The sequence below is a fragment of the Streptococcus sp. 4094 genome (assembly GCF_013277125.1).
Taxonomy (GTDB): Bacteria; Bacillota; Bacilli; order Lactobacillales; family Streptococcaceae; genus Streptococcus.
The window spans coordinates 12,670-26,952 of record NZ_VMMI01000005.1; the positions used below are offsets into that span (position 1 = coordinate 12,670).

Below are 14,283 nucleotides of genomic sequence, written 5' to 3' on the forward strand. Positions count from 1 at the left end.
TTCATGAACAAGACGTTTTCAGGCTAGCATCCTATCAGACAATCTATTTTAAAGATAACCGTGACTCAGGATCACCTCTATCTGTCGTTTTCTCTTTATAGTGATAGACCTCACGGGATAAGTCATACATCTTTCCTCGTGTATACAAGATATGAGGACGTTAAAAGGTTACAGTGAAAATAGAAAATCCTAGTCCGAATTCAATTACTCTCGTGATTTACGCATATAGGTTACGACTACCTTTTTGGAATTTAGAGTTTTGAGCCCCCTTATCTACTATATACGCCTTACTATCACGTTCCTGTTCGTAGAGCCACGATTTCGCTATCCCTTCCTCTGACGATTCTTATTTCCAGCATCAGACTTGGGAATCGCTATTTGACTCGCCGATAACTTTGACATCAGATATACTATAATAAAGTGAAAAAAGAATTAAACAATTTAATTTTGAAATTCAAATCAATTGATAACAATATTTTAGAAGATATGCTGTGCTATTCCAGATTCAGTTTGCTATACATGCCCGTCGTACCACAAAATCCCGTGTCTGATCAGACACGGGATTTTTTTATCTTCTTTACTGAGATGAATTGTCTTTTTTAGTTCGTGCCAACCTCAAGGCACGATTTGGATTGAGACGATTAAACAGTTCTTCCAATTTCTTTTCATTCCAAACGTCTGCAGCGGAAACAAAGTTGCCATCCGCATCTCGGAAAGATATCGGTTTATCTCCCATATCAATCTCCTAGTCTACAAATTCAAACTCAAATTTACCAATGCGGACTAAATCCCCATCCTTAGCACCACGCGCACGAAGGGCTTCATCAACTCCCATACCACGAAGTTGGCGGGCAAATTTCATGACTGATTCGTCACGATCAAAGTTGGTCATATTAAAGAGTTTCATCAGTTTTTCACCAGAAAGTACCCATGTCGCATCGTCATCACGACTAATTTCAAAGGCTTTTTCTTCTTCGTCAAATCCATAGTAAGCTTCTTCTTCCATATCGGACTCGTCGTAGAGCAAGAATTCTGGTGTCTTGTCTAACAATTCAGCTGTAGCATCTAAAAGTGTTGCCAGACCTTGCTTGGTCAATCCAGAAATTGGGAAGATAGCTGGTAACTCTTCAAATTCATCATAATTTTCAGCCAATTTTTTCTTAAAGTCTTCAAGATTTTCCTGACTCTCAGGCATGTCCATCTTATTAGCTACAATAATCTGTGGACGCTCCATGAGGCGAAGATTGTAAGACTCCAGCTCTTTATTGATAGCTAGGTAATCCTCATATGGATCACGGCCTTCGCTAGCTGACATATCAATGATATGGAGGATGACACGTGTACGCTCAATGTGGCGGAGGAACTGGGTTCCCAAACCAACACCTTGACTAGCCCCTTCAATCAAACCTGGTAAATCGGCTACTGCAAAGGATTCACCTGATTGGGTACGAACCATACCAAGATTTGGTACAATGGTCGTAAAGTGGTAGGCTCCAATTTTAGGTTTAGCTGAGGTAATAACACTTAAAAGTGTTGATTTCCCAACAGATGGGAATCCTACTAAACCGACATCTGCCAAGATTTTTAGTTCCAATTGTAACTCACGTTCCTGACCTGGTTCTCCGTTTTCAGAGATTTCCGGTGCAGGATTTTTTGGTGTCGCAAAGCGGATGTTTCCACGTCCACCACGACCACCGTGGGCTACAATAAATTCTTGACCATGTTCAATCAAATCTGTCAAAACCTTGCCAGTCTCTGCATCACGAACAGTCGTACCTTGTGGAACACGAACTCTGAGATCCTCTGCACCACGACCATGCATCCCTTTGGTCATTCCTTTCTCACCAGAATCAGCCTTGAAATGGCGATTATAGCGGAAATCCATGAGGGTACGTAGACCTTCATCTACAACGAAGACGACATTGCCTCCACGACCACCATCACCACCCCAAGGACCACCATTAGGGACATATTTTTCACGGCGAAAGGCAACCATACCATCGCCACCATTACCAGCCTTGACCTTAATCTTGGCTGTATCTAAAAACATACTCATTATTTCTTCTCACTTTAAAAAAGGGCTGGGAAATCCCAGTCACTAAATTTTCTTGAATCTATTTTATAGATTACTGAGGGCACCAATTGCAGTTGCAAAAATTCCCAATAAACTTGCTACTAGCATGATAATCACGATAAACAAGGTTATTTTCTCAAACATCGTTTTTTTACGATTTCCATTATCTCCAAATGCCATTTTTCTCTCCTTCGTTACATTCTATTTTCTATTATCTTAGCATGAATTGAGCTAGTTTTCAATAGTCACTTGCTACTGGTGCGATAATCCATAAAATGATATAAGCTACAATTCCCGCTCCGTAACAGCAAGCAAGAACACCCCATATTACACGAACAATAGTCGGATCCATATCAAAATAATGGGCTACCCCAGCACAAACACCAGCAATTTTTTGATCACTACCACTTCTCATCAATTGTTTTTTCATAGCTATTCCTCTTTCTATTCTTCATGGTCTTTCCAATAATCTCTGATGCTGATTAACTGTGTTTTTGAAGCCTTCAGCATGCGTCTAGAGCCTTTTACCGGTACAGCGACTACCTTTTGCGGAAGATACAAAACTGTTTTAAAAATACGCTGACTGACCGTATCATCTTTTGCTAAATCTTTCTGGAAATTATTTGAAATAATAGCATCAAGATAAAACTCATGCACCCGTTTCCCAAAGTTCTCAGCCGAAATCTCGTACAATTTTTCTGATAAGGTATGCTCATTCATGTCTGGTGTTGCAATCAAGGCCTCTAAAATAGCACCAGCCAAATCATGTTCTCCATAGTACAAGATTCCAAACATCTTGTCATTGATGAGATTGTCCAGATAAGGATTTCCATGAGCAATGACAGGCGTCCCACTAGCTAAGCTTTCCAAGTAGGTCAAGCCTTGGGTTTCACTTGTCGATGCCGAGATGAAGAAATCTGCCGCCTTATAATAAAGAGCCGTCTCACTAGGAGCAATCATACCTGTAAAGATAACGAAGTCTTGAATCTCTAGTTTCTGGGCTTGCTCTTTGAGGTCATCCAGATAAGGCCCATCCCCAGCAACTACCAGTTTCACCTTGTCTTCCTCTCTCAGAACTTCTGCAAAGGCTGCTAATACTGCTTGAATATTTTTTTCATAGGAAATTCTGGAAAGACTAAGCAACATCTTTTCATCATCTTGAATCCCTAATTTACTACGCAGTTCTTTCAAATTTTCCTGCTTGATTTCCGGACGCTCAAACTTGGCTAATTCAATTCCAGTTGGAATGACCCGTTTTTCAACCTTGACCTTATAGTCAGATAGCAAGTCACGGACAATCTCACTCGGGCAAATCACCCCATCCACATCATGTAAAAAACCTCTAACCAAATACTTGACCATACTAGGACGAATCAACATCCCCTTGGCAATATAATGCACATAGTCTTCGTACTGGGTGTGATAGGTATGGATGACTGGAATCTTCAATTCACGCGCAATCCAAATCCCCAACAAGCCAAGAGAAAATTCTGTCTGAGTATGGATGATATCCAGCTGATACTGTTTAGCAATTTCCAGTGCTTTGCTGAATCCTCGATAGGCAAAGCGGCGATCCTTAAAAGCAAAGAAAGGAACACTTGGAATGCGGATAATTTGCCAATCTTCATAACGATTGACATCCTTATCTGTTGTCGTAAAGATAAAAACAGCATGTCCCTGCTTTTCAAGTTCGGTTTTCAAGGTTCGAATACTGGTCGCAACACCTGAAACCTGAGGAAAATAGGTATCTGTAAATAAACCAATTCGCATAGATTACCTCACTTTTTACTTTCTCCCTAAAGCGGCTTGTTTTTCATAAAAGTCCAACCAGATTTGCAACAGATGCTCTTCAGAATACTCTCTAGAAATATTCTTAGCCTTTTCTTTGAGGTCTTTTAAGGCAGCAGGATTTGCTTGATATTCCAGAATAGCCACTTTCATCTCTTCTCTATCTGCTGTCGCCCGATAATTTCCCTCCAAAATCACCTTATAAAGATCCAAATCACGCAACATAATAGGAGCTTCACAACTAGCAGCCTCTAAAATAGTCATCGGGAAGAGCTCATTGTAACTAGGCAACAAGAAAAGGTCCGCTAGGGCATACAATTCGCGCATCCGCTCTGGCGATACAATACCTGGAAAAATCAAATTTTTAGGGGGATTCTCCATGATTTTCTTGTAGCGTTCATAACCATCTGTCATACCACCAAAAGAGAAACCACCCGCCCAGATAAAGGTAATCTGAGGCAATTCCTCAACCAGACGGATAAAGTCATCAATCCCTTTACGTTTCTGAACTTGACCAGCACCTACTACGATAAACTGATTGTCACTAAGACCTAGCTCTGTTCGCAGTCTGACTACCTCTTCTTGTGGAAGGGGATGCCATTTTTCCTTATTGACAAAGTTAGGAATATAGGTCACTTTTTCACGTGGAATACCAGCTGCCACCAAATCCTCGATAAACATCGGATTTACCACAACCAAGTGCTCCATCCGGTTGTAAAAAGAAAATACATAGCGTTTCACAATTCCCTTTAAGAAAAATGGAATTTTCAAACTTCCCTCAAGTGTATCAGGTAAGAAATGCACATATCCAATTTTCCTCCCTGATCGTTTCTTTTGGAATGTTGATAAATAATAGGGGAAATCAATGGTATGAAAGTGAGTCACATCTGCCTCGATTGGAAGATTTTCTGTAACAATCAATTGGTCCTTGGCATCACGGTGAAGAAGACGAACTAATTCACGGTAAGCACCTGAAACTCCTTGTCCTGCTACTTTCTCACTTGAACTCAACATATTGATGCGTAATTTCTTTTTTTCCATAGCTACTATTATATCATTTTCTTTGAATAAAATCAGCAAAAGAAAGGAGAGACTAAAGGAAAAGAGGGGAAATTTCCTCGCTTTTCCAAGGGTCTCTCACATGCTTTTATATGTTTACTTAATGCCTAGGGCAATGCGTGCATAGCGACTCATTTTTTCAACTGTCCAGGCTGGATACCAAACTAACTTAACCTCAGTATCCGTTACTTCTGGAACCTCTGTCATAGCATCATAAATCTGGTCCGTCAAAAGATCAGCTAGGGGACAACCCATGGTTGTCAAAGTCATATCAATCTCTGTTTGCCCTGTGTCGCCGTCAAAACGAATCTCATAAATCAAACCAAGATTGACAATATCGATTCCCAACTCAGGGTCAATAACTTCTTCCAAGGCTGATAAAATTCGTGTTTTGATGTTATCAATTTGCTCTTCTGTATAAGCCATATTCATCCTCACTCTTAGTCTTCAATAAAATCACGAAGCGGTTTACTACGACTTGGTTGGCGTAGTTTTCTCAAAGCCTTTGCTTCAATCTGACGGATACGCTCACGGGTTACGTTAAATACTTTACCCACATCTTCAAGGGTACGCATTTTTCCATCATCTAATCCAAAACGTAGACGCAAAACGTTTTCTTCACGGTCTGTAAGAGTATCCAAGACTTCATCCAACTGCTCACGCAAGACGATACGAGTCGTATAATCCACTGGATTTTCAATCACTTCATCTTCGATAAAGTCCCCAAGGTGGCTATCATCCTCTTCACCGATAGGAGTTTCAAGGGATACCGGTTCTTGAGCAATCTTCAAGATTTCACGAACCTTATCAGGTGTCATATCCATACGTTCAGCGATTTGCTCAGGTGTTGGATCTTGTCCCAATTCTTGAAGAAGATTACGCTGTTCACGAACCAATTTATTGATGGTTTCAACCATGTGGACTGGGATACGGATGGTACGAGCTTGGTCCGCAATGGCACGAGTGATAGCTTGACGAATCCACCAAGTTGCGTAAGTTGAGAACTTAAATCCTTTAGAATAATCAAACTTGTCAACCGCCTTCATCAAGCCCATGTTCCCTTCTTGAATCAAGTCAAGGAACTGCATACCTCGGCCGACATAGCGTTTAGCAATAGAAACAACCAAACGAAGGTTGGCCTCCGCAAGGCGCTGTTTAGCTTCGATGTCACCCGCTTCAACAGCCAGCGCCAATTCTTTTTCCTCTTCATTGGTCAAGAGAGGAACGACCCCGATTTCTTTCAAGTACATACGAACAGGGTCATTGACCTTAGCCGAAGTTGACCCAATCAAGTCCTCATCACTGAGTTCTGGTTCTTCTTCATTGCTAAGAACACGCGCACTCGGATTTCCTTCGTTATCTGTGATAGAAATCCCTGCATCCTGAATTCGTTGCAAGAGATCTTCAATCCCATCAGCATCCAAGGTAAAAGGAACGACAAGACTAGCATTGATTTCATCATCAGTTGCTGTCCCTTTTTGCTTATGATTACGGATAAATTCTGCTACTTGTACGTCAAATGTTGTTACTTCTTTTTGTTTTGTTGCCATTATTACTCCATTCTTCTCTTTTGGGAAATTAAACGTTCCAATTCTTCTAGGGCTGTGTCTGTATCTCCTACATGGCTAGCTTCCTGCACCTTCTTTTTGATTCTCATATTGTCCTGATTCAAGAGAGCCTTGTTACGAGTCATTTCTACTTCACTAAGTTCCTGCGGTGACATCTCAGCAGGTAAATCCTGAGCTAAAACCTGATACCAAGCTCTTTCAACTTCATCTGTCTGTTCTGCTAAAACTTCCGGAGGAAGATTGCCATACTGACCAAGCAAGTCATATAAGACCTGAAATTCAGGTGTATCAAATGTAAAATCTTCTCGTAAACGGTAATCGTTCAAAACAAGAGGGGATTCCATCATCCGATAGAGTAGATGGGCTTCTGCTCTCATAATAGCTGATAACTGCTTGGTGACAGGCATAGTGATTTGCGTCGGTCTGGAAATCCCTTCCATGCGATTCTGCCTTTGCGCCTGACGACTCTCATTAACAATCTGCTCAATCTGGGCATAATCAAAAGATGCCAGACTGTCAGCTAAAATATGAATATAGCTGTTTTGAGCAGTGATAGACTTTTCTTGAACAATCAAGGGAGCTATTTTTTCAATAAACTCAATCTGGGCCTGCAGATTTTCACTATTTTCAGGTTTGTACTGGTGAATGTAAAACTCAATCGGACTAATACGAGTTTTCGTTAATAGATAGGCCAAGTCTTCCGGACCATTTTTTTGTAGATACTCATCTGGATCCAAGTTATCAGGCATGCTGACGATTTGCACAGGCATATCACCAATTTCATCCAGTGCTTTCAATGTCGCAGCTTGCCCAGCCTTATCGCCATCGTAAACAAGAACCAACTTCTTGGTTAGCCTTTTCAGATGTTCAACATGCTCACGACTTAAAGCTGTTCCCATAGATGCGACAGCATTTTCGATTCCAGCCCGATAGGCTGCAATGACATCCATGAATCCTTCCATCAGGTAAATCTCACTGGTTTTACCAGAAGATTTTTTTGCCCTATCCATATGATATAATTCGTAACTTTTGTTAAAAATTGCAGTCGATCGGCTATTTTTATATTTAGAAGTTTGTGAATCCGTTTTCTGCCAGATACGACCTGAGAAGGCAAGCACCTTTCCTCGGTCATTTGTCAGGGGAAACATAATCCGATTGTGAAAGGTGTCTACAAATTGATTAGCATCTGAGAGGTAAAATAGTCCCGAATCCAGGAAATCCTCTTCACGATACTGACCAGCCAAACGTTGATAGAGATAGTTGCGTTCTGGAGGTGCTAAACCAATCCGAAAATGCTTGAGCACTTCATCTGTCAAACCGCGCTGATAAAGGTAATTTCTGGCCTCTTCCCCCATGGTCGTTGTCATGAGAATAGCGTGATAAAATTTGGCTGCATCTTCGTGCATATCATAAAGAGCTTGGTGAGGCGAAACTGGCTTTTGTTCACTATAAAGCGGTTTTTCAACCTCTATCCCGACACGCTGACCTAAGATTTGGACAGCCTCCATAAAGGGAACCCCTTGGTACTCCTCGATGAACTTAAAGACATCACCCGAGCGACCACAACCAAAACAGTGGTAAAACTGCTTGTCCTCTACAACGTTGAAAGAAGGTGTTTTTTCACCATGAAAAGGACAGAGCCCTAGATAGTTCCGTCCTGCCTTTTGTAAAGAAATCACATCTCCTATGACTTCCACAATGTTGGCATTGTTTTTGATTTCCTCAATGACTTGTTTGTCAACCATACACAATACCTCCATGTTATCATAGTTTACTTTATATAGTATACTTTATTTCAGAAAAAAAGTAAACCATTTCACTCATTTTCCCTACTTTATTCAAAGAGTTGATAATAATCAGAGATTTTCATTTTTGCTTTTTCTTCTTGCTTCAAATCTTGGATAATTCGTCCTTCTTTCATGACAATTAAACGATTTCCATATTTGAGAGCATCTTCCATATGGTGAGTAATCATAAGAGCTGTCAGCTGGTCTTTCTTGACAAATTCATCTGTCAATTCCATGAGGGCAACACTGGTCTTTGGATCAAGGGCTGCAGTATGCTCGTCTAACAAGAGTAATTCAGGTCGCTTCAAGGTTGCCATCAAGAGACTCAAGGCTTGTCTTTGACCACCTGATAAAAACTCAATCGGTGTATTCAAATGTTTCTCAAGACCGTTTCCCACTTTTTCAATAGTTGCCTGAAACTCATCCTTATAACTAGTCAAGCGTCGTGGTAACAATCCACGCTTTTCACCACGAAACTTGGCAATCAAGAGATTCTCTGCCACTGTCATACGAGGAGCTGTCCCCATCTTGGGATCTTGGAAGACTCGAGACAGATACTTAGCCCGCTTCTCTGGTGAAAACTTGGTAACATCCTCACCTAAAATACGGATGGTTCCGCTGGTTAGTGACAGGGTTCCTGCAATAGTGTTAAAGAGGGTTGATTTCCCAGCACCATTTCCACCTAAAATCGTGATAAAATCCTGTTCAAAAATTTCTAAGGAAACATCATTTAAAATAATCTTTTCTTCATCAAAGCCATTTTTAACGACTTTGGTTGCATTTTTTAATTCTACAATTGCTGTCATTTGCTTAATTTGGCTCCTTTCAAGATTGTTTGTTTAAATGTTGGAATCATGAGGCAGACTGCTAAAATCACGGCGCTGTACAAACGAAGGTAACTTGTATTAAAGCCAAGCGCAATAACTGCCCACACTAAGAATTGATAAGCGATGGAACCGACAACGATGGTAACCAGACGTTCTGCCAAGCTCAAACTCTTGAAAATAACTTCCCCAATAATCAAACTTGCAAGCCCCACAACGATAACCCCGATTCCTCGAGATACATCAGCATAGCCTTCTTGCTGAGCAATGAGGGCACCTGCAAGGGCAATCACACCATTTGATAAAACCAAGCCCATAAGCTCCATGCGCCCAGTATGAATCCCGAAACTTCTAGCCATATCAGGATTGTCACCTGTAGCAATATAGGCTTGTCCTAGTTTGGTATCCAAGAAAAAGAGCATGAGAGCAATAACAAGACTGACAAAGATAAGACCTGTCAAGAGTTGGTTCAAATCTGAATCAAAAGGCAAAACATCCTGGATTTGCTTGGTTCCAAGTAAGCCTAAATTTGCACGTCCCATAATCAAGAGCATGATAGAATGACAGGAAGTCATCACCAAAATCCCTGATAACAAGGTGGGGATCTTCCCTTTTGTATAAAGAAGTCCTGCTGCCATACCAGCCAAACAACCTGCTCCTACAGCAACAAGTGTCGCTAAAAAAGGGTTCACGCCTTTGGTTATCAGAGTGACAGCAACAGCTCCGCCAAGAGGGAAGGAACCTTCTGTTGTCATATCTGGAAAGTTCAAAATCCTAAATGTCATAAAGATTCCCAGACCTAGAATAGCCCAGACAAATCCTTGAGAAATAATGGAAACAATCATATTTTATTTAATCCTTTCTATATTCATCTTTTTAAAAAATGGGAAGAGTTTCCTCCTCCCTACCTTATTTATTCGATGACTTGTCCTGCTTCTTTGAGAACAGACTCAGGAATCGTAATACCTAGTTCTTGTGCTATTTTTTTATTGATGACTGACTTACCAGTTGAAAAGACATTGACTGGGGTATCGGCTGGTTTTGCACCTTTCAAGACTTGCGCAATCATTTTTCCAGTTGCCACACCAAGGTCATGTTGGTCAACTACAACTGATGCCAAACCACCTACTTCTACCATAGCTGTCGCACTTGGATAAATCGGTTTCTTAGAACTTTGATTGCTAGAGACAACCGTTGGAAATCCTGATGCAATGGTGTTATCAATTGGAACCCAAATAGCATCTACCTTGCTAGTCATAACAGTGACAGTTGAGGCAATTTCATTTGTTGAAGGAACTGCAAATGTTTCCACTGTCAGACCTGCTTTTTCAGCATAAGCCTTAAATTCTTCGACCTGTGTTTTTGAATTGTCTTCGCTACTTGAGTAAAGAGCTCCGATTGTTTTCACATTCGGTGTCAGAGCTTTGATGAGTTCAACTTGTTGTTGAGCTGGATTGTGGTCAGATACCCCTGTAACGTTGCCACCTGGTCTTTTCAAATCTTTAACCAAGTTAGCACCAATTGGGTCTGTAATAGCGGCCATGATAACAGGTAGGTCTTTTGTGGCACTAGCCAAACCTTGGGCTGCTGGTGTTGCGATACCAACCACAAGGTCATTCCCATTTGCAACCAATTGTTTACTCATTGTCGCAACCTTACTTTGGTCACCTTCTGAGTTCATAAAATCGATTTTAACTTGATCATCTTTATATCCTTCTTCTGCAAGTCCATCTTGGATCCCTTTATAAATCAAGTCAAGGGATGGATGGCTCACAAATTGAAGCACACCAATCTTGGCTATTTTCTTCTCATCCTTATTATTCTGAGCTTCTGATTTATTCATTGAAGAATAAATTAAGCTTCCTGCTACTAAGACTGCTAATGCAGCGATAATTCCAATTAAACGTTTATTTTTCATTCTATTTCCCCTTTTATTCCTTTAAAATACTTCACTTATCTAATACTCTTCGAAAATCTCTTCAAACCACGTCAGCGTCGCCTTACCGTAGATATATGATACTGACTCTGTCAGTTCTATCCACAACCTNNCGGCTAGCTTCCTAGTTTGCTTTTTGATTTTCATTGAGTATAAACAAGCGACGCCATCGTTTTCTTTCCATACTAACCTCCATCAAAAAAGTCCTCACACAAAAAACTTGTGTGAGGACGTCGATGCGCGGTACCACCTCAATTATAGGGAATTTCCCTATCGCTCTGTCTCGCAATAACGAGATGCACTGTAAGGTGTGCTCACCGAATTTTTATGATTTCAAATTCTAAATAACATTCAGCCCAATTTTCATCATCATCACTTATCTGTTTTCAGCTACCACAGACTCTCTAAAAAGTTTATTATGATTACTTTTCTGAATGTTTAAATTATATCATTTTTCAACTACTTGTCAAGACTCTTTTAGCATTTTTTTGAAAGATTCAAAAACTTCCCCTATAGAAAAGAGGAAGTTTGATAGGTATCAGCCTGAATTACGCAATCCGGTCGCAATTCCGTTGATGGTGATATGAATCAATCGTTCTTGATCACTGGACAATTCTCCACGGCGTTGGCGTTTAATCAACTCCAACTGAATATAGTTGAGAATATTAAAGTAAGGCATACGGTAATCCAGACTAGCTTTTAGATATGGATTGTCAGCTAAGAGTTCGTCATGTCCTTCAATAGCCAGGATAACATTCTTAGTAACTTGCCATTCATTTAAAATAGTCTCATAGATGGCCTTAACTTGCTCGTCTTCACAAAGTTTAGCATATTCAAAAGCAATATTCATATTTGATTTTGACAAAACCATATCAACATTTGAAAGAAGCGATTGGAAGAAAGGCCAATTTTGGTACATATCTCGTAAAATAGCAATATTCTCTGGATTTTTATCGATAAATTCCTTGAAGCTTGAACCAACCCCGTACCATCCAGGGAACATAACACGACTCTGTGACCATGAGAATACCCAAGGGATGGCACGCAAACCACCGATTTCAGTAATCGTCTTACGAGCTGCTGGACGAGAACCAATATTAAAGCTTGAAATAGCCTTGATTGGACTTGACTCAAAGAAATAGTCATAAAAATGCTCATTACCAAAGACCAAATCACGGTAGATATCGTAACTACGGTCCACTACTTGATCCATAATGGCTTCATAACGATTTGAGGTATTGGTATCGCTCTTCTTCTGAGTAATCATACGGTTAATGGCTGCAGATACTAGCATTTCAAGGTTATAGTAGGCAGCATCTTTGTTACCGTATTTATTGCCAATTACTTCTCCTTGCTCCGTCAAGCGGATACGATCCTTGATAGACTTGAGTGGTTGAGAGGTGATAGCCTCATAGGTTGGCCCACCACCACGACCGACAGTCCCACCACGGCCATGGAAGAAGGTAACCTTAACGCCAAATTCATCTCCAATAGCAGTCAATTGTTGTTGAGCCTTGTAAAGGGTCCAACATGATGATAAGTAACCGCCATCTTTATTACTATCAGAGTAACCAAGCATGATTTCTTGGTAGTTATTGCGTGAAGCAATCCATTTTTTGGCAAGGCTAAGAGAAAGATATTTTCTCATTGTTTCCTCTGAATGATCCAAGTCTTCAATTGTTTCAAAAAGGGGAACAATCTGAACACGCGCCCTTTCCGTATCCACCAGTCCTACTTCTTTTAATAGGACAGCTAATTCTAGCATATCAGAAAGGCTGGTAGCATGCGAAATGATGGTTTGGCGGATGACATCATCTCCCAACTTATCTTTCAAAACACGAGCCGTCTTAAAAATAGCTAGTTCTTTTGCTAATAATTCTGATTTTTCTGCGTGAGTCGCAGAAAGAATTCGGGGATCTTCTTCTAATTCTTTCAAGAGAAGGTCACACTTTTCTTCTTCGCTCAACTCGCTATAACGAGAATGAATTCCTGCTGATTTCAAGAGTTCTGCCACACAGGCTTCATAGACGCTAGAGTCTTGTCGCATATCAATTGATGCTAGGTAAAAACCAAATATCTCTACTGCCTGCAATAATTCCACAAAATCACCTGAAATCAAGGACTCGCCCTTATTTTCTAGTAGAGAATCTCGAATGGCAATCAAATCCTTGTAGAAATCATTGGCGGTTTCATAACGATTCCCAACTTCCTTATCCTCAATCAGATAGGTTTTTGTTGCTTGAATTTTTGATTGAATATCAAACAAGGCACGACGGTAAAGCTCTTTTTCGCGGTAAATCGAGTTATCCTTGGATTGACGAGCCATTTCTCTGACTTGCTTACTGACGTTGACAATGCTAGTTGAAAGAGAAAATTCACGATAAAGTTGGTAAATCTTTTCATCATAGTAGTTCATGATGACTTCACACTGAGTGAGTGCAGACTGCTTCAAGGTCTCTGCTGTAACAAATGGATTTCCATCACGGTCACCACCTATCCACATACCCATGGTGATTGGCTTAGCCTGTTTTAAATTCAACCCATGCGCTTGCGCTAAGCGCTTATACTCCGTCGTCAAATGAGGTACAGCTTTCAAAAAGGAGCTGTTGTAGTATTCCATAGCATTCGTGATTTCGTTAGTCACTTTTAATTTTTTCTCACGAATCATGTCTGTCTGCATGATAATTTCGATGTAACGGCGCAAATCATTGTGCCATTTTTCTTTATTGATCAACCCCAACTTAACATCACGGTATTTACGCAAAAGACTATGAATATGATTTGTTAAATCCAACATACTTTTGCGTTGCACTTGTGTTGGATGGGCTGTCAAAACAGGGACAACATTTAAGTGTTCAAGAATTTCAACGGCATTTTCTTTTTCAGCAACCATTTTGATCGTTGTAGATAATTTACCTAAATAGTCCTGATCAATATTATTTTGATGATTGATTTCATAAGCTAAATCCACATCCTCTGAAATATTAATCAAAAGAGGTAAGATTGAAAAATAGCGTGAAATATAGACCATTTCATCATTTGATAAGCTAGTCACTAGACGGTTTAGACCTTGATAATCTTCCTGCGTTGATAATTCTTTCAACTGCATGATTTTTTCAAAGGTCTCTGGGGCAAGCATGTTTTTAGTGATATCTTCCAGCAATTCTGTTAGAATCAAGACTTCTTCTTGCACAACACTTTTATTACTATAATTTTCTAATTTTTGAAGAGACATAGACTATCCTTT

At 40.2% G+C, this 14,283-nt stretch carries 13 protein-coding genes and 1 other annotated feature; all 13 genes read right to left on the reverse strand.

The features are described from left to right. Positions 1-577: 577 nt before the first annotated feature. A complete protein-coding gene (locus tag HT721_RS00760; RefSeq protein ID WP_050314293.1) occupies positions 578-736 on the reverse strand; it encodes a hypothetical protein in 159 nt (52 codons plus the stop codon). A 9-nt stretch (positions 737-745) separates the two neighbouring features. Then, positions 746-2,056 carry a GTPase ObgE gene (gene obgE / locus HT721_RS00765; RefSeq protein ID WP_000061641.1) on the reverse strand — a complete coding sequence of 437 codons (1,311 nt, stop codon included), beginning with the start codon at positions 2,054-2,056 and terminating at the stop codon, positions 746-748. Between the two features lie 63 nt (positions 2,057-2,119). Next, positions 2,120-2,254 carry a DUF4044 domain-containing protein gene (locus HT721_RS00770; RefSeq protein ID WP_000863859.1) on the reverse strand — a complete coding sequence of 45 codons (135 nt, stop codon included), beginning with the start codon at positions 2,252-2,254 and terminating at the stop codon, positions 2,120-2,122. 58 nt (positions 2,255-2,312) lie between these two features. After that, positions 2,313-2,489, reverse strand: coding sequence for a PspC domain-containing protein (locus tag HT721_RS00775; protein ID WP_025170615.1), 177 nt, complete (start codon positions 2,487-2,489; stop codon positions 2,313-2,315). 29 nt (positions 2,490-2,518) lie between these two features. After that, positions 2,519-3,844 (reverse strand): glycosyltransferase family 4 protein, encoded by a 1,326-nt coding sequence (locus HT721_RS00780; protein WP_173212827.1) that lies wholly within the window; start codon positions 3,842-3,844, stop codon positions 2,519-2,521. A 15-nt stretch (positions 3,845-3,859) separates the two neighbouring features. After that, positions 3,860-4,903 carry an alpha-galactosylglucosyldiacylglycerol synthase gene (gene cpoA, locus HT721_RS00785; protein ID WP_173212829.1) on the reverse strand — a complete coding sequence of 348 codons (1,044 nt, stop codon included), beginning with the start codon at positions 4,901-4,903 and terminating at the stop codon, positions 3,860-3,862. Between the two features lie 114 nt (positions 4,904-5,017). After that, a complete protein-coding gene (locus HT721_RS00790) occupies positions 5,018-5,347 on the reverse strand; it encodes a metal-sulfur cluster assembly factor (protein ID WP_173212831.1) in 330 nt (109 codons plus the stop codon). Positions 5,348-5,361: 14 nt separating this feature from the next. After that, a complete protein-coding gene (gene rpoD, locus HT721_RS00795; RefSeq protein ID WP_000201906.1) occupies positions 5,362-6,471 on the reverse strand; it encodes an RNA polymerase sigma factor RpoD in 1,110 nt (369 codons plus the stop codon). A gap of 2 nt (positions 6,472-6,473) precedes the next feature. Further along, positions 6,474-8,234 (reverse strand): DNA primase, encoded by a 1,761-nt coding sequence (gene dnaG / locus HT721_RS00800; protein ID WP_173212833.1) that lies wholly within the window; start codon positions 8,232-8,234, stop codon positions 6,474-6,476. An 89-nt stretch (positions 8,235-8,323) separates the two neighbouring features. After that, positions 8,324-9,082, reverse strand: a complete 759-nt coding sequence (locus HT721_RS00805) for an ABC transporter ATP-binding protein (protein ID WP_070527393.1) — start codon at positions 9,080-9,082, stop codon at positions 8,324-8,326. Continuing rightward, positions 9,079-9,945, reverse strand: coding sequence for an ABC transporter permease (locus tag HT721_RS00810; protein ID WP_173212837.1), 867 nt, complete (start codon positions 9,943-9,945; stop codon positions 9,079-9,081). The genes HT721_RS00805 and HT721_RS00810 overlap by 4 nt, the downstream gene beginning before the upstream one ends. A 68-nt stretch (positions 9,946-10,013) precedes the next feature. Next, complete coding sequence (gene trpX, locus HT721_RS00815; protein ID WP_173212839.1) at positions 10,014-11,018, reverse strand: tryptophan ABC transporter substrate-binding protein; 1,005 nt, start codon at positions 11,016-11,018, stop codon at positions 10,014-10,016. Between the two features lie 241 nt (positions 11,019-11,259). Beyond that, positions 11,260-11,478, reverse strand: a binding site (T-box leader). 96 nt (positions 11,479-11,574) lie between these two features. Further along, a complete protein-coding gene (gene ppc, locus HT721_RS00820) occupies positions 11,575-14,271 on the reverse strand; it encodes a phosphoenolpyruvate carboxylase (protein ID WP_173212841.1) in 2,697 nt (898 codons plus the stop codon). Between the last annotated feature and the right edge of the window lie 12 nt (positions 14,272-14,283).